Genomic DNA, 20,614 nt, shown 5'->3' with positions numbered 1-20,614 from the left:
GGCCGATCCTTGCGGTCGTGGCCGGCGCGCTGTTGCTGGCGCGTGTGGTGGCGCTGCGCCAGGTGCTGGTTTCGGCGGGACAGCGGCGGAGTCGCGCGGTAATGCGCTGGAGTGGCGTGACATTGGCGGTGCTGCTGCTCATCGCGGCGACCAGCCGCCCGGCGTTTCTTGACCACGAAAGCGGACACGGCGCAACTGCCGCCGGCGCCAATCTCAACGTGTTCCTCGTCGTCGACCGCTCGGCAGATGGGCAACAGATCGCGGGCCTGCGCGATGACATCGCGGCATTGATGAAGCAGTACCCAGCGGCTCGATACGCGCTCATCGGCTTCGCTTCGAAAGCCTCCCTGGATTGGCCGCTGTCCGAGGACGTCTGGAGCCTGCGCCCAACCGTCGCGGCGCTCGGCTCCCAGAACGCGGATTCCGACGCGAACGCGAGCGCGGCGGACAACGTGCTGCGATACCAGCTGATCCAGGCAACGCAGCAATATCCCGGTTCGCGGAACGTGGTGCTCTACTTCGGCTCCGGTGCGCCGGGTTCGCGCGCGCCCCAGGGCGACTTCAACCTCATGGGAGGTTCGGTGGCCGGGGGAGCGGTGCTCGGTTACGGCAGCGGCGACGCGATCGATGAAGCCGAATTGCACAGGATTGCAGCACAACTCGGCGTCCCATACGTACACCGTGGGCTTGGTCAACCCTTCCAGATTGGACTGCCCGACACGCCGGGCCGCGGAGGGGATGCCGCCGACCGGACCGAGCTGTACTGGCTGCCTGCGCTGGTCGCGGCGGGGCTGCTGCTCGCCGAGATCTACCTGTCGGTCCGAGAGTTCCGGCGTGGCCGCATTGCCCGACGGGACCTGGCGTCATGACGCGCAGACCGGCTCGATTGCGGCTGCGACGGCGGCTCCTCATCTACTCGGCGCCGGTCGTCACGGTCGCGTTGCTGGTCGCAATCAAGTTGTTTTCGGTTGTGCTGGCTGGCAATTCGGCGGTCGAGGCCTTTGCGAGCCGCGACGGAGACGCGGTGGCGGCCGACGCGGCGATCCTCGGCGTCGTCAACGTGGTGGAACCGGCGAGGGCGCCGTTCGCCGCGGGCGCGGCCGCCGTGCTCGACGGCCGGCTCGAGGACGCCGACGCGCATTTCGCCGACGCGCTGGCCCGAACCGACATAGTGGGCTCCTGCCCGGTGCGCGTCAACCTCGAACTCGTCCGCGAAACCCAGGGCGATCGGGCCACGGCGGCAGGAGACCGAGCCCGCGCCGACGAGCGCTACGCGAGCGCGCTGGCCGTAGTCGACGCTTCGCCGCATGCATGCTTCGCTGGCAACACCGACCCGGACCCACAACGGCACGCGATCCGGGACGACGCCGCAAACCGATTGGCGGCCAAGAGGACTGCGCTCAACGCCCCGCCCCCGGCGCGCCACCGCCGCCACCGCCACGCCGGCTTGACCCCGCAGGAGGCGATCCGCTCGACAAACTGCAGCAGGTGCTGCAGGACGCCGCATCCTCGTAACGCTCTGTCAGGCTCTTGCTATGAACGAACCATGCCCCTGCGGCAGCGATAACAGCTATCGCGCCTGTTGCGGGCCGCTCCACGAGGGCCAGTCACAGGCCTGGACGGCCGAGGAATTGATGCGGTCGCGGTACTCGGCATTCGCCTACGGGGACGTCGACTACCTGTTCCGCACGTGGCACCCGCGCACCCGCCCGGCCGACGTGACCGTCGACCCGGGCATCACCTGGACCGGCTTGCAGGTGATCGACACCCTGGCGGGTGGGCCGGGCGATGATTCCGGGGAAGTGGAATTCACGGCCCGCTACGAGTCCGCGGGCCGCGCCGGCAGCCTGCATGAGCGCAGCCGCTTCGAACGCCGCGCCGGCCGATGGTTCTACCTCGACGCCGTCACCGAAGATCTGTAGCGAACCCCTACGTCAAGCGGCCGACCGGAGAGAAATTCGTTACCGCGAGCGCAACAAAATAGCCAAAACCGGTAGCCGCATAGATCGGCGACGCTCCCTTATGCGGCAGGGACGACTAAGAGGTCGGAAACCTGCCAGCGATCACCGCCCGAGTAGGTATTCGCTGGAAATACCCGGCATACAGAGGAGCTGATGAAATCTATGGCAGAGCAAAACGAAGGTATGGCATTGATGGCAACGGTCGAAGATGCATCTCCTGCCGCACCTACCGCCTGCGCAGGTTGGACCACTCACGACATCGTTGCCCATTTTGCCGCCGGTTCCAAAGAGATCGCCGATCTGATCGAAGAAAAGCTCGCGGGGTCGCCGTCGCGGCCCACTCGCGACTTCGCCAGTCGCGAGGCATCGTTTCGGGCACTGCCCGACGACCAACTACGCGCGGCCTGGTACCGGCAGACCCAACGCAAGACCGAGGCGGTAGCTGCGCTGGCCGCGCTCGGTGAAGACGCCACATTTGAATTCACCGGCGCCACGCTCACAGCCGCCCAAATCGCCTTGCACTCACGCAGCGAGGCCGCCATCCACCGCTGGGACATAGCAGGCGAGGATGCCGTTTCCGCTTCGCTGCTCAGCCAGCCCGAACTCACTGCGCACGCGATAACGGTTCTAAATGGAATGCCGGTGCTGCTGGAATCTTCCGGCAAGCGAATGGAGCAAGCCAGTCGGCATCCACTCAGCATCGTGCTGCGTTCCCCGAATCAGCCCGACGTGATACTCGTGTCCGACGAGGACGGAAACGCGCGCTTCGAACTGGCTGAACGACCTGCCGATGGAGACGCGGTAATAGAAGTTGATGCAGCGGCGCGCCTGCTGACCATTTGGGGGCGACGGTCGTCGAGCCGCCCGGAGCGCGTCATTGCCGACGACGCGACCCAACGCGTAATCGAGACCGTGCTGTGGCCCGACGCCGTTCCGTGGCCTAAGCGTGCGGCCAGGTAACTCCGCGCGCACGCCCTGCCTGGTTTCACGCGGCGCCCCACGTGGTCTGCCTTAGAGCGAGTGACGGGATTTGAACCCGTGTGTACGGCTTTGCAGGCCGCTGCCTAACCACTCAGCCACACCCGCATAACTCGCAACCATGCCAGCGAATGCAGTTGAAGCCCAGTCTTTTACTCGGTCCGATCATTTCGTTGAGCGGCTGCGGGCCGACTCGATCACAGGCCGATGTAGACGGCCTTGGTGTTGAAGTACGCCTCGATGCCCTTGCGGCCCCGCTCGCCGCCCCACCCCGACTGCTTGTGCCCGCTGATCGGCATCGACGGGTCGGCCGCCAGTGAGGAGTTCACCCAAATCTGGCCCGCGCGAAGCTCATTCACCATGCGATGGGCGCGGCTGAGGTTCTCGGTCCATATCGAGCCGGCCAACCCGTAGTGTGTGTCGTTCGCCGCGGCGATCACCTGGTCCTCGTCGTCGAAGGGGATCACACATCCGACCGGGCCGAAGATCTCCTCTTTGATGAGCCGCATGTCCGGCGTGGTGTTGGTGACGATCGTCGCCTCGTAGAAATAGCCCTTGCGGTCCATCGGCTTGCCGCCGGTGATCACCTGCGCGCCGCCGGCCACGCCATCGTTCACGATGCCTTCCACGCGCTGGCGCTGCTTCTCGCTGATCAGCGGGCCCAGCACCGAATCTGGGTCGTCGCTGCCCCCCATCGGCAGCATCTGCGCGAACCCCGCGAGGCCCTCGACCACCTGGTCGTAGATGCCGCGCTGGACGTACATGCGCGAGGTACACGAGCAGTTCTGGCCGGAGCCGGCGAGCAGACCCATACCGGCCCCCATGATGGCCTTGTCGAGGTTCGCGTCGTCGAACATGATCAGCGGCGACTTACCGCCGAGCTCCAGCGTCAGCCGCTTGAGGTTGCCCGCGGCCGCCTTCACGATCAGCCGCCCGACCTCCGTCGACCCGGTGAAAGAAATCTTGTCGACATCCGGATGCGCGGTCAGCGCGGCACCCGTCGTCTCGCCGTAGCCGGTGATGACGTTCAGCACGCCGTCGGGCAGACCCGCCTCGCGGAAGATCTCCTCCAGCTTCAGCGCGGTAAGTGGCGTCTCCTCGGCCGGTTTCAAAACGGCGCTGCAACCGGCCGCCAGGGCCGGCGCGACCTTGAGCATTGCGACGAAAAATGGCCCGTTCCAAGGGATGATGAGGCCGACGACGCCGACCGGCTCGAGCTGGGTGAAGGTGTGGTAGGTCTCCCAGGTGCCGAGCAGGCCGTCGGACACAAGATTGGCCGACTCGCCGTGGATCTTGCCGACCCAGCCGGCGTAGTACTTCAGCATGTCCACCGACACCGGGATGATGTGGCCCGCGGCCGTCAGGTTCATGCCATTGTCTTGTGCCTCGAGCGCAGCCAGCTCGTCTTTGCGTTCCTCGATGATGCGCGCGGCGCGGAAGAGCACGTTGGCGCGGTGCGATGCGGGCGCCTTGCGCCACACGCCCGACTCGAAGGTCTCGCGTGCCCGGGCCACCGCCGCGTCGACGGCCGCCTGGTCCGAATCGGGGACCTCCGCGATCTGCTCCTCGTTGGACGGGTTGTAGACCGCAATGGTGTTACTCAATGTTCCTCGTGGCCCTTCACTCGCGGGAAATGCTGTCGTCGCGCGACAGAGGTTACGCGCTTAACCATAGGGTGTCTAGTAAGCGCGGAGCTCACGCGGGGCGTCAGACGCGGACGGATTGCGCTGGTCATAGCGGTGATGACAGCGGACCGGCGATTTGTTGGCCGCGGCTTTGAAGCCAGCCCGCGCGGCCACGAATAGGCGGCTAGATTACCCGTATGCGGGTTTTTCGCCTGTTCGGCGTAGTCCTGGCAATTCTCACGGCGGGTCTGCTGTGGGCATCTCCGGCCGGGGCGCAACCGCCGTCCAAGCTCACCGATCACATCACTGACAGCACCGGGGTGTTGAGCGCTTCCGACCGCGCAGCGGTCAGCGCTGCCATCGACCGGCTTAACCGGGATCGCCATCTTCAACTGTGGGTGGTCTACGTCGACAACTTCTCCAGGTTCAAACCCGACAACTGGGCCGACCGAACCCGCAGTGCCAGCGGGATGGGCGATCACGACGCGCTGCTGGCCGTGGCCACCAACACCAAGTCGTACACGTTCAGCGTGCCGCCGCAGATCCTTACAGCCGCCGAGACGAACAAACTGCGTACTACCCAGATTGAACCGGTACTGGGCGCTAAAGACTGGAGCGGCGCCGCGGTCGCCGCGGCCGACGGGTTGGACAAATCGACAAGCTCGGCGAAGCCGGCGAGTTCGGCGAAGTCGATCTGGCCGCTGATCGCGATCGGCGTCATCGTGGTCGTGCTTTTGATCGCTTTGCTTGTGCTGCTGCGCGCACGCCGCCGTCGGCGCGCCGCCCGCAGCGGTGGACAGCTGGACATCGGCGGGGGCGATCATCCGGTGCAGCAGGCGTTGTCCGTCGCGGATGCCAGAGTGCGTCAAATCTCCGACTATGTCGCCAGGTATCGCTCCAACATCGGCTCCGAGGCCCAGGCGCGGCTCGACGACGCGAAACGGCACCTGGCGGCCGCGCGCGGCGTGGAAACAAGCAACGACAGCGACGCCATTGCGTATGCCAACAGGGCATCGACGCTCGCCGCTCAGGCCCAAAGCCTGGCCAACGGCGACGTTCTGGAAGCGCACCGCACACCGCGGCGACGAGGCAGCGCGTCTACCCGCTAGATCGACCAAACGACAAGGCGCGCAAACCATTTTGGTGACGTACCACCGCCGTTAACGGTAGGCGGCACGCAGCAGCGTCAGCGTCTGCTCGACGGTCTCCTCCATATCTCGCGTCGCGTCGACCCGCAGAAGGGACGGCTGCTCATCGGGAGGCGTGAACGCGGCCCGCAACTCGGGCCACAGCTCGATCCGCGCATCCGAGACAACACCTTGCTCGGTGGCGCGCCGCTCGAGTCGTGCGATCAGGGTGGCGTCGTCCGCCTCGCACAGCACGACGTGGAGGTCCGCTCCGAGGCGGTGCGCCAGTTGCTGGATCTGGGACCGCTCGCGCGGATTGCCGAATGTCGCATCGACGACCACGCCGCGACCGCGGCGTAACCAGCGCGCCGCGTCGCGACGCAGCGCGGCATATGTGCTACGCGTCCTGGCCGGATCGTAGAGCCCCGAACCAAATTCGTCGTTACCGCGCCGGGTGGGTTCAATGCCCGCCATTCTCTTGCGCGCCACGTCTGACGACAGGTGCACCAGGCCCGATCGGCCGGCGAGCGCGCGCGCCAGGGTGGTCTTGCCGCTTGCCGGAAGGCCCATGGTGACCACCATCGGTCGGTGGGGTAGGCCACCCGCGTGTGCCCACGCCAAATCGAAATAGGCCCGCGATTCGGCGATGAGCTGACGCGCTTCACCACCGGATGCCTGTTCGGCCTGTGCTAGGCGCAGGCTGCGGACCTTGCCGCGCACGTAGGCCCGGTAGCAGATATAGAAGTCGAGCAGGCTGACCAGTCCGTCGTCGCCGCTGACGCGTACGTATGAATCGACGAATCCCCAGGCCAGGTCCGCGCGACCGTGGTACTCGAAATCCATTGCCAGAAAAGCTACTTCCGACGCCAGGTCGGCGCACCGATAGCGCGGGGCGAACTGCAGGCTGTCGAACAGCAGGATCTCGCCGTCGACGACGCAGATGCTGGCGGCGTGCAGGTCACCGTGGCCGTCCCGCACGTGGCCCTCGGCCACGCGCCGCTCAAGCAACCAAGCCTGTTCCTGCACGAAATGGTCGACGTAGGTTCGGATGTCCTCGTTGACGTCGCTCGAAATGGTTCGACCGACGAATGGACCCATCTGGTCGAAGTTCTCCCGCCAGTTCGCGATCACACTGGAAGGTCGCCCGTACGCATCGATGTCGGGACCGGTTTCGGCCCGGCTGTGCAGCTTGGCCAGCGTACGTCCGATTCGTCGCGCGAGACGCATGTCGACGTCGCCGCGCGCGAGCTTGGCGGGCAGCATGCCCTCTTCAGGCAGCCGCCTCATCCACACGGCCGGCTCGCCCGACCCTCGTTCGCCGCCTATCCTGTAGCGGCCATCCTGCTCGGTGACTTCGACGACTCCCAGATACATCTGTGGACTGAACCGCCGGTTGAGTCGTAGCTCCTCTGCGCAGTCCGCGCGACGCCGCTCGATGGTGGTGAAGTCGAGGAAACCCAGGTTCACCGGCTTCTTGAGCTTGTAGGCATAGGCGCCGGCGAGAAAGACCCAGGAGCTGTGCGTCTCGTGGAGGCGTACGTCGTCGGCCGGCGGGTCGTAGGCATCGGGTCGCAGCAAATCGGCGACGATCCGTGGGTGGCCGTCGGGTCCGGCTGGGTCGAAGGCGTGCGTCATGGTCTCGCCGAACGATTGCAGGCGGTTCGGGTAGCCGTCAAGGGCTTTCGTATCCTGGCCGAACGTCGGCGGGCAACACCGAGCGCGCGACACCGGTGCCCTGAAAAGTGAATGCATGCGCGGGACGGCGCAAAGGCTCGACGGTGCCGTCCGGGTGGGCGATGACACCTCCGCCAGAGGGAATTCCCAGCCCGGTAGTCGTTCCCTTGAGCGTCTGAATCGCCCGCGACAGCCGGGCCCACTCGGCTCGTTCATCGTGCGCGTCGATAACCAGGGGGACGAGATCGAACATGTCGAGTACTTCCGTACCCTCGGTATCCGGTGTCTCGACGATGCCATAGCGTCCGAGCTGGACCGCACCTGCCGAAATGCCCACCAGGACGGCCCCTTTGGAATACCTGGCCAGAATCACGTCCTTCATGCCGGTTTTCTCGAACGTGTTCCAGCCGAGGCGCACATCGCCGCCTGCGAGGAGGATCAACCGAGCACGTTCCAGAAAGGAGCGGTCGTCCGGGCCGAACGACGAACCGATCATCCGTCGATCGGTGATTCCCACGGCATCCATTGCCGCTTCGAAGATTTCGTAGAACTCCGGACGATCCCCGTTGGAGGCACCGACGTACGCCGCGCTCAGGGCCTCGCCCTGTTCGACGGCGGTTTCGAGAAGCAGTTTGTCGTCACGCTTCCAGAACAGCAGCTGGCTGTCCGCCAGCAAGTAGAGCGGTTTTGGTTGCGGCGCCGTCACTTTGGCTGGACTTCGCCGGTGAGTTCGTCGAAGCGGGCCAGCGCAACGTCGCGCTGATCGGGATCGAAGTCCTCGATGTGGGTGATGCGATCACCCTTGACGAGAATCAGCTGAATCAGCGGGATTTCGATCGCGGCGCCGTCGGCCGTTGTTCCTTTGATGATCCCGAGCCCGACAGCGCCTCGAGCCGACAGCGCGAGGAGCTCAGTGTGTTCGAGCCTGCAGTCGGGGGCGAGTGCCACTAGCGCTCGGATCGATGGCATGTGGTCGGCGATCGTTTGGGTGTCCCGACGGCCAAGCTGCCGGTGATTCATGTGCGTGGCACCGGCGGTCAGCCTGGAAAACGCATCCCAGTCATGGTTGTTGTTCAATTCCATCAGCCTCTGCGCGAATTCGATGACTTCCGGGTGGGCAACCTCGCCCGACGCGATCCAGCGTTCGGTCAGCGCCGCGAACGCGCCGTTGATGTCCTCGGGGTCGCAGCTCACGGTGTGGTGGATGAGGCCGTCGTCATCGACTTCCACCACCCCCAGGAGTTCGACGGTGACCGGCTGATCGGGTTCATCGATGTCGCGCCAACGCAGGCGAGCCAGCGCAAAGCGAGAATCCCTGGTCGCGATGGGTTCTAGCTCCACCCGCCAGCTGGCCGGCAGCGTCTCGAGCATCGCCCGGGCGTTCTCTCGCCGAGCTGGCCCGTCGTGGCAGGCGCGCAACCCCTTTCGACGGTCCTCCGTTCGCCCATCCGCATCGAGCTTCGCGAGAAAGTCCTCCAGGTCACGGCGGTTGTATGCCTCTAACGCCCGTGCCAAAGCCGCGGTGGCGGCGTTGTCGAGCCGGGGAGCCGGCTGATCGAGCTCATCGAACCTCGCGAGCGCGGCATCGAGATTCGCCTCGTCGAAGACCTCGACGCGGCTGCACAGCTCGCCTTCGGCGATGCCAATGACGATTACCCGCCACTCGGCGTCAAAGCCCTCTTGCGAGGTTCCATGCGCAACTTGGGTGATGACGCCTCCCTGGTCAGTCAGCCGATGCACCGCCTCAATGTAGACGCTGATGTGCGGCATAAGATCCCACAGACTGTGAAAGTATCCAGCCAGATCCTCCGGCTCGGTAGTTAAGACCGCTCGATGGTCGATGTAAACCGAATCCGCTTTCATATTCGGAAGTTCCTGCTGATGGTGCTCGGAATAGTTCCGCATGAAGACCGACCAAGTTCGCGAATACGCAGCCGCTTGGCCGTCAAGGTACCGACGATCGAGTTCCCGTATGGCGGCGGCCAGGTCGTCGGGGTCGAAAAGGACATGCCCCATGATCCGGCCGTCGGCGCCGATCTCGGCGACGCCGAGCATCTCGACGCCGAACTCTCCATGCTGCGGGTCGCGGTTGGGTGCGCGGATATGGACCAGGGCAAGGCGATCGCCGCGGGTCGCCATGGCGTCGGACGTTATGGTCGACGCCACCTCCGCGAGAGCTCGGATGTTTGCGATCACGACATCACGGCCGCGCCACACTCCGACATTCACCACGCGGCGGCGGTCGTCGATAAAACTGTCATCGGCCAAAATCTCGGCCATCGCCTCCCAATCGCGAGCCCCACAGTAGGCAAAAAATCGGTCATCGGTTTGGCTTGCCGCGTTTTCGAGTCGCCGCGTCTGTGGTTGCAGTGCTTCAAAGCGCACAAGGGCGGCGTTAACGTCTGGCTCGTCGAACAGCTCGGACCGATTGATCCGGTCGCCTTCTACTGTCAGGAGATGGATCATCCGCCACTCAGCGACGAAGCCCTCCTGTGCGGTCCCATTAGCGGTGTAAGTGACGACGGCGCCCAAATTGCTGATGCGGTGCACCGATTCGATGTAGACCCGGATGTCTGGCATGAGGTCCCAAGTGGCACGGATGTTTGGGAGGAGATCACTCGCGTCGATCGTTACGAGCCGCCGGTGGTCGACCGTGACCCATTTCGCCGCCGGGAGTTCGTGCCGGTTGAACGCGGCGCACTCCCGCGTGATGGCCGACCATACCTGCGCATGGGCGGCCGCTTCGCCTGCCAGGTAACGTGTTTCGAGTTCCTCGAAGGCGACTTCGACGTCATCGACGTCGAACGCGATTTGCGCGGTGATCCGAGCCTCACCGTCGATCTCGGCGACGATGAACATGTCGCTGCTGAACTCCCCGTATTGCTGATTGCGGTTCGGAGAACAGATACGAGTGAGGGCGAGGCGCTCCCCGCGGGTCGCGATCACGGTAGACGAACTCGGCGCCGAGTCAGCCAGCGCGCGAAGGTTTGTGATCACGGCTTCGCGGCCCTTCCAGATACCGGAATTCACTAGATCGTGGCGATCGTCCACGTAACTGTCGTCGCTGAGGATCTCGGCTATCGCCGCCCAGTTACGAGTCCGGAAGTACGCAAAGAAGCGGTCGACTGCCCGACTTGCCATGTTTTCTAGCGTCGGTGGGTGCGGTTGCAGTTGCTCGAATCGCGCCAGCGCGGCGCCGAGATCGGTCTCGTCGAACATCTCGCAACTTCTGATCAGATCACCTTCGAATATGAAGAGGACGTTCTCACGCCACTCTGCATCGAAGCCCTCTTGCGAGGTCCCACGGGCGGTATGTGTGATGACGGATCCAGTGTCCGTGAGTCGATGCACCGTCTCGATAAACAGCTTGAGGTCTAGCGCGACTTCCCACGTGGCCTTGACGTACGGGACGATTTCGCCTGGTTCGAACCCAATTACGCGGCGGTGGTCGATATTGACGAAGTCGGGTGCAGTTTCGGGTATCTCGTGCCGGTTGAATGCTGCGTAAGTCCGCTGCATAAGGGACCACGTGTGCGCGTGGGCAGCCGCTTCCCCTGCCAGGTAACGTGTTTCGAGTTCCTCGCATGCAAGATCGATGTCTTCGGGATCGAACTGGACGGCTGCTGTGATCTGTTCGTCGGCGTTGTACTCAAGCACCTGAAGTACGTCGAGTTGAATCGCCGGGTGGTCGCGGCCGGAGGCGCCAAGGCGGACGAGAATGAGGCGTCCGCCGCGGGACGCGATGAGCTCCGCTGTGATGTTCGTCAGTAACCCGACATCAGTAGACACCCGAAGGTCTTCGATCGCGGCATCGCGACCGTTCCGGACCCCGGCGTTCACGACCCGCCGGCGGTCGTCGTTGTAGTAATCCGCGGCGAAAATCTGCGCCATGGAATCCCAGTCACGTGCGGCGAAGGAGGCCAAGAAACGTTCCATCACAGGGTGTTTCGGCCGCGGCGCCTCCGGACGGAGCTCTTCGAACCTCGCGAGCGCGGCATCGAGATCCGCCTCATCGAATACCTCGATACGGTTTATCAGGTCACCGTCTACAGTCACAAGGGTCACTTCGAGCCACTCGGCGTCGAAGCCATCCGGCGATGTCCCGTGCGTCGACTGGGTGACGACCGCTCCGAGATTACTCAGTCGATGCACCGCAACGACGTGGATCTTGGCTTGCGGCGTCAGCTGCCAGGTGGCGTGGATGTACGGAACCAGTTCGCCCGGCGAGAACGCTCGTCCTCGCCGGTGGTCAAGATTTACCCAGTCTGGCGTCGTCAAGGGAAGCTTGTGCTCATTGAATGCGGCGAAATTTCGCACGAGAGTTGACCACGTGTGCGCGTGGGCGGCCGCTTCTCCTGCCAGGTAGCGTGTTTCGAGCTCCTCGAACGCGGCATCGTGGTCGTGGGGGTCGAAAACGACCGTAGCCGCGCATCGGTTGTCTTCATTGACCTGCACGATGCACAGTGCCGTAGCTTGGAACGCCCCGGGCAGCGGATCTTGGCTCGTGAACGTGAAGCGGAAGAGCACGAGGTGGTCTCCGCGGATCGCAACGACGGCCGCCCGCACATCGGACCTCCAAAGTTCCGCGGTGGCTCGCCAATTCGCCATATCGACATCGCGACCGTGCCGGGTTCCGGCGTTTACGCCTTTACGGCGGTCTTCCGAGCAAATGTCTTCGTCGATGAGGTTCGCCATGGCATCCCAGTCATGGGCCGCAAAGTGCGCGAGGAATCGCTCAACCACTCGGCTCGCCCTGTTCTCTATCCGCGGCGCCTGTGGACCGAGTTCCTCGAATCGCACGATCGCGGCGTCCGAATCGGCCTCGTCGAATACCTCGCAACGTGTTAGCCGGTGTCCATCGACAATGAGAAGCATCACCATGCGCCATTCGACGCCCAGGCCATCGCGCGAGGACCCGTGCGCTTTGTTGCTGATCACCGCCCCGAAATTGCTGAGTCGATGCACCGTATCGATATGAACATGGAAGTCCGGCGTGAGATCGAAAAGGGTGTGGATGGCAGGAGTCATATCGCTCGCGGCGAACGGTGTGCCTCGCCGGTGGTCGATGGTCACCCATTCCTCTGGGGGAAGTTCATGCCGATTGAACATCGCGTGCACGCCCGCGACGGCCGACCACGCATCGGCATAAGCGGCCGCTTCGCCGGCGACGTAACGCGCATCGAGTTCGGCTATGGCGGAATCGAAGTCGTCGACGTCGAATGCGATGTAGGACACCATCCGGTTGTCGGAGTTGATCTCGACGAGCCCAAGCTCCTCCGTGAGGACGCCCTCGGTCGCCCGGTCGCGCGCCGACGAACGGGTGCGGACGAGGGCAACACGCGCGCCGCGAGTCGCTATGACAGTCGTCGAAAAATCCGCGACCCCGACCTCAGCGATGGCTCGCAGGTTCGCGATTTGGGCATCTCGACCGCGCAGGACCCCAGCATTTACCACATGCCGGCGATCGTCGTGAGAAACGTTCTCAGCCAGTGTCGCCGACACCGCGGGCCAGTCGTGGGCCGCGAAGTACGCAAAGAGACGCTCTACCACTCGGCTTGCCGCGTTTTCCGGCCGGGGCGCGGGGTGTGAGAGCTGGTCGAATTTCGCGAGGGCGGCGTCCAAATCCGCCTCGTCGAAGACTTCCAAGCGGTCGATGAGGCCGCCTTTGATGGTGAGAACGTTGATCCCCCGCCACTCGGCTTTGAAGCCGTCATGGGACGTTTCATGCGTCACGGAGGTGACCACTGCTCCCAGGTCGCTCAGCCGATGCACCTCCTCGCTGTAGCTGTGTAACTCTTGCGTGGCGTTCCAATTGGCCAGCAGGGAAGGCAATTCACCGGGCGCGAACGATGGCCCTCGTCGGTGGTCGACGTTCACCCAATCCGGCGTCGCCGTTGGCTGTTCACGCTGATTGAGCGCAGCGTAGGCACCGGTGATTACCGACCAGGTATGCGAGTGAGCGGCTGCTTCGCCGGCGACGTAACGCGCATCGAGTTCGCCTACAGCAGCATCGAAGTCGTCGACGTCGAAGGCCACGTGGGCAGTTAGCCGCTCGCTGGTGTCGATCTCGACGACGCTGAGAAACTCGATATGGAATGGCCCAGATTGACGGCCCTGCCCGACGATGGACGAACGACATAACGCGAGACGGTCGCCGCGGGTCGCAACGACGGTCGCAGCGATTTTCTCGCCGCCGAGTGTTACGAAGGCTTGACCGTTCGCGATTTCGACATCCCGGCCGCGTCGGATCCCGGAGTTAACGATGCGTCGACGATCGTCGTTGATCATGTTCTCCGCCATGGCATTTGCCATGGAATGCCAGTCGCGGGCGGTGAAGAGTGCGTTCACGCGGTCGTACACCTGGCTCGCCGCGTTTTCCAGCTTAGGCGCCGGAGCGGCCAGCTGTTCGAACCTCGCGATCGCGGCGTCGAGGTCGGCCTCGTCAAATAGCTCGGCGCGGGTGAATAGATCACCCTCCAGCATCAGCAGGTGGGTGTCCCGCCACTCGGCGTCGAAGCCGTCTTGTGAGATGCCATGCGCCACATGGGTGACGACCGCTCCTGCGTTCGTGAGCCGATGCACCGTTGCGATGTATATCTTGGTGTCGGGCGAGTCGCCCCACGCGGCTTGGATGTACGGGAAGATGTCGCCGGGGGCGAAACCTGCTCCGCGACGATGGTCGATGTTCACCCAGTCTGGCGTGACTGTGGCGAGCTCGCGCCGGTTGAACGCGGCGTAGGCGGCCGCGACTGCCGACCATGTGCGCGCGTGGGCTGCCGCCTCGCCGGCGAGGTACTGGGCATCGAGTTCGGCTACGGCAGCATCGACGTCTTCAAGGTCGTACGAGACGACACGCGCGATCCGGTCGTCGGCGTCGATCTCGACGACGTTAAGGGCATCGTTTTGGGCCGCGTCGGGGTCGCGGCCGCTGGCGCGAGTTCGTGCGAGGACCAGGCGGTCTCCGCGAATCGCCACGGCGTTCACCATCGAAATAGTGAATCCAACGCCTGCCGCTGCCTGCAGGTCTCTGATCACCTCCTTCCGACCATGCTGAGTCTCGGCACTCACGATTCGCCGGTGATCGATTCCGATGTAGTTGTCGGCCACCGTTGCAGCCATGGCATCCCAATCGCGGGCCGCAAAGTGCGACCAGACATGCTCGAATACGCGCGCCGCCGCGTTTTCGAATCGTATTGCCGGTCGGGCGAGCTGGTCGAACCTTTTGATCGCGGCGTCGATTTCGGTCTCGACGAAGACCTCGGTCCGGTTTATCCTGCCGTCCTCGACCGTGAATAGTGCGATCCCGCGCCACTCGGCCACCATGCCCTCGTGCGAGACCTCATGCGCCGCGTAAGTAACGGCCGTTCCAATGTCACTGAGCCGATGCACTTGCTCGACATAGACGTTGATGTCTTGCTTGGAGTCCCACCCGGCGTGAATGTATGCGGTCACGTCACCAGGCCCGAACGCTGTTTCCCGTCGGTGGTCGACATTGACGCAGTCCGGGCTGGTCAATGGTGGCTCGTGTCGGTTGAGCGCGGCGTAACTTTCCGCTACAGCCGACCACGTTTCCCCGTACGGCGCCGCTTCGCCGGCGAGGTAGCGGGCGTCGAGCTCGGCGACGGCGGCGTCGAAGTCGTCGGGGTCGAAAACTATCCGCGTCAAGAGCCGCTCGTTGGAATCGATTTCGATAACGTCAAGAACATCGGTGCGGAAGGCGCCGGGCGCTTGATCCCAATCCGCATACCTCAGACGGGTGAGAATGAGGCGTGCGCCACGCGTTGCAACGACGGTCGAGGTCATGTTGGTGCCTCCGAGGTCGGCTACGACGCGCATGCTCGCGATCTCGGCGGCTCGACCATGTCGCGCTTCCACGCCCACCACTCGACGTCGATCCTCGGTGAAGAAGCCTTCGGCCAGCATTTCCGCCAATGCATCCCAGTCGTGTGCCGTGAAGCGCGCTAGAAAGCGCTCGGCCACTTGACTAGCCCTGTTTTCCAGCTTGAGTGTCGGTCGGGCGAGCAGATCGAATCTCTCGATCGCGGAGGCTATGTCGTTCTTGTCGAATAGCTCGCAGCGGTTGACCATTTGGCCGCCGACTGTGGCAAGGGCAATCTCCCGCCACTCGGCATCGAAGCCCTCGTTCGAACCGCCTTTCGCAGAGTAGGTGCAGACCGCACCGAGATCACTCAGTCGGTGTACAACCTCGACGTACGGCCGGATGGACTGGTCGATGTCCCATCCTGCGCGGATGTATTGGCCTAACTCGCCTGGCGCGAAAGTTGCCGCTCGGCGATGGTCGATACTCACGCAATTCGGTGACAGCGCTGGGAATTCGTGCCTTCCGATCGACACGAAGGTTCCCGCCACGGTCGACCACGTTTCCGCGTACGGCGCCGCTTCGCCGGCGAGGTATCGGGCATCGAGCTCTCCGAAGGCCCCATCCATGTCGTCGAGATCGAAGACGACGATCGACGTCAGGCGCTCGTCGGCGCCGATCTCAATGAGATTGAGGGCAACGTCTTGAACCGTGTCGGGGCTGCGACCGGAGGCGCGCACCCGGGTGAGGGCGAGGCGCTCGCCGCGGATAGCGACCACGTCCATAACCGATATCGCAAATCCGATGTCGGCAGATACCTGCAAATCCTCAATCACCGTAGCTTGACTGCCTCGGTTCCCGGCATTCACCACCCGTCGGTGATCGGCACCGGAAAGACCTTCGGAGACAATCGCTTTTATGGCGTCCCAATCGCGGGTGGCGAAGTACGACCAGAAGCGGTCGTACACGCGCGTTGCCGCGTTTTCGATCTTCCGCCGCTTTGGATGTTCTGGTTCGAGCCGCGCCTGGGCCGCATCGAGCTCGGCGATCGCGTTGTCGATGTCTTCGGCGTCGAACCACACCTGCAGCGCGATTCGGCCTTCCTCGTCGAGGAGGCACAGCTGCAGCAATTCGTCGTGGGGTGCACCGGGGCTCATGTCGGCCGTGCCCACCTTCAACCGGGTGACCGCCAAACGTGGCCCGCGGACGGCGACAACATCGACGATCTTGAATCGCAGTTCACCGTTCTCGCTGAGACGCCGCACTTCGCGTGGCCACGCGTCCGCAGAAAGGTCGTTCAAGCTGAAGCGAACTATCTTTCGGCGACTCTCGACGATGACGCGCGGTGCAAACAGTGGTTGCAGTTCGTCCCACGCTTCGCGATCGATAGCGGCGACGACCAGTCCGACCGCACGTACGCACTCGTTGTCCAGTTCTGCTTGTTGAGCGGCGGCAGTTGCCGCCGCCGGCGGAAGTTCGGCGCCAAGAATTCCCCGCGCCATCTGTGCAAGTGCCGCAGCGCCTTTGCGCTCATACAGGTCGACCGCTTGCTCGGCGGCGGCTCGGGCCCCGGCCACGTCGCCGGCGGCACCCAACACCGTTGCCAGCGTCAGACACGCGTCGCCGTGGTCGACCAGGGCGTCGGTGCGCTCGGCCAAAGCGACTGCCTCTGCGGCAATCCGTCGGGCCCCTTCGTGGTCGTTGCCCCGCGCGAGCAGATGCGCACGGAGTGTCCGCCACGCGATCGATGCTTTCAGCGCGTGCCCGGCGAGACGCTCGCTCTCCGCGCACAATTCACGAGCCTCGTCATCGCGATCGAGTGCAAGACAGCCCCGCCCCAGCAGCGCGGCGGTCTCCGCGGTGTCGGCGTCCAGGCCCATCCGACGAAAGCCGCTGTAGGCCTTACGCAGATGCGGCTCAGCGCCTGCCGGGTCGTCGACGATCAGTTCGACGATCCCGGCGAACTGCTCGACCTCGAGCAGCGCGTGGCGCAGGCCGAGCTCGGTGACCGTGCGCCGGGCCGCATCGATCATCCGCCGGGCCGCGGCGGCGCGACCGCGGAAGGCCTCCAGCACGGCTTGGCATCGGGTCGAAGTGGCTTCGACAGCGGGGGAGTCGGTGGTGATCCGCAGCAGCCGCACCACGTCGAGGCACCGCCCGCCCGCCCGCGGAACCGGGTTCGGCCCCCACAGCGCCGCGAGCGGCGCACCCGCCAAAACCGCGTTCACCCGGCGGTGTTCACGCGCTCGCCGCGCTGCGGTCAGCGCGTCGTCCAGGGCGACCTCGCAGTCACCGATTCGCCCGAGACGATTGAGGCAGGCCGCCCGGACGGTGTGCGCCGTGGCTTCTCCGGCGGCGTCGTCCAGTTCGGCGAGCTTGGCCGCGGCCGCGCCCAACGCCGCTTCGACCTCGTCTAGCCGCTCGGGGTGTACCAACATCGAGAGTTGGCCGTCGAAGCATGTGGCCCATGCCGCCAGTCGCGCAGAATCAACTGTCGCTTCTTGCAATTGGGATACCGCGCCTGCGGCCGAAGCCACGTCGCCCGCGGCCAGTAGCGCCTCGCAGCGCGCGATTAACAGCTCTGCGGTCTGCTCGTCGCGGTCCGCCAGCTCGTCGTCGATCTCCTCGAGCGCGTGCAGGGCCTGATGGTAGAGGTCGGCGGCACCCTCGTAGGCGAGTCGTGCCATCGCCTGGTCGGCGGCGCGGCGACAGTAGAAGACCGCCTTGGCTGCGTTTCCGGCCCAAGCACATTCGAAATAGTGGTGAGCCAGCTCGGCGAGCAGGTCGTCGTCGGCGCCGGGCAGTGTCTCGAGGGTCGCGGCGATGCGCTGGTGTAATCGCATGCGCCGCACGGACGCCAGCTCGGCCAGTAATGATTGCCGAACGATGGCGTGGTTGAACCGGTAATACCCGCCGGGCTCTTCGATGACGATGCCGGCTTGGCGCGCTTCGTCGAACGCGTCGATGAGGTCGCCTCCGACCACCTGCTCGACCAACTCCAGATCAAACCGGCTACCGACGACCGCGGCCGCGGCAAGCGCTTTGTTGGTCTCGGCCGGAAGCCGGGAAAGCCTGCGGCTCACCGCTTCCCGCACGCCTTGCGGCAAGGTGCTCTGGTCCCACACGCCGCCGCTCTCGTCGACATGGCGCAGGGCCTCGATGAGGAAGAAGGGGTTGCCACCCGTGACCGACGCCAATGCATGGGCGAGTTCCTCGTCGTCGTAACCGGCTTCTGCGACGTAGGCCGTCACGTCCTCCTCGTCGAGTCCGCTCAGGGTGAGCCGGTTGGCTGTCCCGTCGCGGTGCAGATCAGCGAGCATCGCCGCGAGGGGATGGGAACGGTCGAGATCGGTGCTGCGGTAGGTGCCGACGATCTGCACGCGGGCGTGGTCGCCGAATCGCAGCAGATGCCGCAACAGGAGCAGCGTCGGTTTGGCCGCCCAATGCAGGTCGTCGAGGATCAGGACTATCGGTGCGCTCTTGGAGGCGATTTCCAGCAGCGCGACAACGGCATCGAACAATGCGTAGCGCTCGGTGTCGGGGTCGGCGTGAGCCGGGGAAGTGAGATCGGGCAGGACATCGGCCAGCCCGGGCACAAGTGCCAGCAACGCTTCGACGCCGCGCAGCCCTCGCAGCCGGTCCGCGCCCACACACGGCGCCAGCGAACGTAGCGCTTCGGCGAACGGCTGATAGGGCGCTCCGAGATCCTCGTCGCAACGCCCGTACAACACGACCGCTCCTTGCGCATAGGCCTGTTGCGACCATTCGCCGGCCAGTCGCGTCTTTCCGACTCCGGGTTCGCCGGCGATCAGTACGGTGGGCACACCGCCAGCAAGGGCGGTCTGCCACGCCGAGAGCAGCCCTTCGAGTTCGCGGCCACGTCCCACGAACGGCCCCGGGCCGACCAGCACCGCGGGGAAGTTGGGCCGCTCCATCGGCGCTTCGGGGGCCTGCGCTTCCGATTGTTCGGCACCGGTTTCCAGTCGCAGCTCGAAAACATGCTCGGGCCGCGTGAGGTTTTTGAGCTGACGCATCCCGAGGTCGGTCAGCATGACGTCGTCGGCCAGCGAGTCGATCACGAGCTCGGCGGTCGCACCGGAGCACAGGATTTGGCCACCTTCGGCCAGGGACCGCAGGCGCGCAACGCGGTTGACGGCCCGGCCGAAGTAGTCGCCGTCGCGGAGCTCGACCTCGCCGGTGTGCAGTGCCATGCGGACACGGATGGGGTTCCGTGACGGCCACGGCTCGCGAGTGATCGCGTCCTGCAACTCAATTGCCGCCGCGGCGCCCGCCGAGGGACGGTCGAAGACGGAAAACGTCGCGTCACCCTCGCCGCGCGTCTTGATCAGCCGACCGCCCCGCGACGTGACGACCTGTTCGACCAGCTCATCGTGGCGCGCGAGCGCGACCGCCATGGCATCGGCATCCGCCTCCCACGCGGCGGTCGAGCCCTCGATGTCGGTGAGCAGAAAAGTCACGGCGCGCGTCACCGACGGAGCCTGTTGCGCCACAACGACATCCAGCGAGGCGTCCTGCGCGACGATCGCCGCTTCGAGCCGGCGAAGTTCCGGCCCCGGATCGACACCCAGGTCGTCGGCAAGCAGCGACCGGGCCCGTTGATAAGCGCCGAGGGCCTCACCTTGCCGGCCGGCGCGGTACAGGGCGAGCATCAGCTGGCCCCAACGCCGCTCCCGCAGCGGGGCTTCGGCCACCGCCGCCTCGAGATCACCGATGACCTCCGCGGCCCGGCCGGTAGCCAGCAGCGCGTCCGCCCGGTCCTCCACCAGCGCTGCGTGGCCCTCGATCCATCGCGTCTTTTCGGACGTTCCGCGCCGGCCGTCGGGCAGTTCGGGGATCCCGCGCCACAGGGCAAGCGCCTCCTCGAAGCGGGCCAGTGCTTGGCTGGTGTCGCCAGCGGCGGCGGCATCGCGTCCGAGTCGAGCCGCCGACTTGTAGCGCGACGCGTCAACCTCGCTCTCGGCGAGGACCCAGCCCGCCCCCTGGGTCAAGACAAAGCCGTCGCCCAGGGTGCGACGCAGCGAAGAAATGTGGGTCTGCAGGGCTTTAGCGGCGGTGCGCGGCGGGTCCTGGCCCCAGAGCAGCTCGACGAGGGTGTCGGCCGCAACGACGGACCCGCAGTGCAGTCCGAGCATCGTGAGGATGGCGCGCGGTTTCGCGCCCGGTATGACGACGGACGCTCCGCCTTGCCGGACCTGGAGAGGACCCAAAACCCCCAGTTCCACCGAAGAAAGCGTACTCATGTCAGCAATCTTCGGCGGGACAATTCAATACTCGGTCAAGATCCAGTAAAGGCGCGCTGCCTGCAGTTCGTCGACGACGCGCCACGACCCTTGACCTCGACGGATGTCTACCAGCTACTGCGCCGGGCCGCACCGATCGGTGAGCCAAGAAGGCCGGCGTCGTGCTGCG

The 20,614-nt window shown here is 65.0% G+C and carries 8 protein-coding genes, 1 tRNA gene and 1 pseudogene; 5 read left to right on the top strand and 5 right to left on the bottom strand.

The features are described from left to right. The first annotated feature begins 17 nt into the window (after positions 1-17). The 4 genes and pseudogenes from A5732_RS04495 (at position 18) to A5732_RS04480 (ending at position 2,921) form a co-directional block, all read left to right on the top strand. Positions 18-869 carry a hypothetical protein gene (locus A5732_RS04495; RefSeq protein WP_364298299.1) on the top strand — a complete coding sequence of 284 codons (852 nt, stop codon included), beginning with the start codon at positions 18-20 and terminating at the stop codon, positions 867-869. After that, positions 866-1,515 (top strand): annotated as a pseudogene (locus tag A5732_RS04490) (hypothetical protein). The gene A5732_RS04495 and the pseudogene A5732_RS04490 overlap by 4 nt, the downstream one beginning before the upstream one ends. A gap of 20 nt (positions 1,516-1,535) precedes the next feature. Then, a complete protein-coding gene (locus tag A5732_RS04485; protein ID WP_076100970.1) occupies positions 1,536-1,922 on the top strand; it encodes a YchJ family protein in 387 nt (128 codons plus the stop codon). 201 nt (positions 1,923-2,123) lie between these two features. Next, positions 2,124-2,921, top strand: coding sequence for a maleylpyruvate isomerase N-terminal domain-containing protein (locus tag A5732_RS04480; protein WP_170880068.1), 798 nt, complete (start codon positions 2,124-2,126; stop codon positions 2,919-2,921). 55 nt (positions 2,922-2,976) lie between these two features. Here A5732_RS04480 and A5732_RS04475 read toward each other — a convergent pair. Further along, a tRNA-Cys gene (locus A5732_RS04475) sits at positions 2,977-3,047 on the bottom strand. A gap of 89 nt (positions 3,048-3,136) precedes the next feature. Further along, positions 3,137-4,543 (bottom strand): aldehyde dehydrogenase family protein, encoded by a 1,407-nt coding sequence (locus A5732_RS04470; RefSeq protein ID WP_076100967.1) that lies wholly within the window; start codon positions 4,541-4,543, stop codon positions 3,137-3,139. A 218-nt stretch (positions 4,544-4,761) separates the two neighbouring features. Here A5732_RS04470 and A5732_RS04465 point away from each other — a divergent pair, with 218 nt between their 5' ends. After that, positions 4,762-5,673 carry a TPM domain-containing protein gene (locus tag A5732_RS04465; RefSeq protein WP_076100965.1) on the top strand — a complete coding sequence of 304 codons (912 nt, stop codon included), beginning with the start codon at positions 4,762-4,764 and terminating at the stop codon, positions 5,671-5,673. Positions 5,674-5,724: 51 nt separating this feature from the next. On the opposite strand, the gene A5732_RS04460 is transcribed toward A5732_RS04465, so the two are convergent. Genes A5732_RS04460 through A5732_RS26700 form a run of 3 tightly spaced genes read right to left on the bottom strand, consistent with a single transcriptional unit; the run spans position 5,725 to position 20,445 of the window. Continuing rightward, positions 5,725-7,326 carry an AAA family ATPase gene (locus tag A5732_RS04460; protein ID WP_076100963.1) on the bottom strand — a complete coding sequence of 534 codons (1,602 nt, stop codon included), beginning with the start codon at positions 7,324-7,326 and terminating at the stop codon, positions 5,725-5,727. A 37-nt stretch (positions 7,327-7,363) separates the two neighbouring features. Continuing rightward, the gene (locus A5732_RS04455) at positions 7,364-8,071 is read right to left on the bottom strand and encodes a Type 1 glutamine amidotransferase-like domain-containing protein (protein ID WP_076100961.1); all 708 of its coding nucleotides are present in this window, start codon (positions 8,069-8,071) and stop codon (positions 7,364-7,366) included. Further along, positions 8,068-20,445 carry a BTAD domain-containing putative transcriptional regulator gene (locus A5732_RS26700; RefSeq protein WP_081395981.1) on the bottom strand — a complete coding sequence of 4,126 codons (12,378 nt, stop codon included), beginning with the start codon at positions 20,443-20,445 and terminating at the stop codon, positions 8,068-8,070. The genes A5732_RS04455 and A5732_RS26700 overlap by 4 nt, the downstream gene beginning before the upstream one ends. Between the last annotated feature and the right edge of the window lie 169 nt (positions 20,446-20,614).

Source organism: Mycobacterium colombiense, assembly GCF_001953985.1.
Taxonomy (GTDB): domain Bacteria; phylum Actinomycetota; class Actinomycetes; order Mycobacteriales; family Mycobacteriaceae; genus Mycobacterium; species Mycobacterium colombiense_B.
The sequence above is the reverse complement of the archived record's forward strand: the minus strand, read 5'-3'. Positions and strand labels throughout refer to the sequence as shown.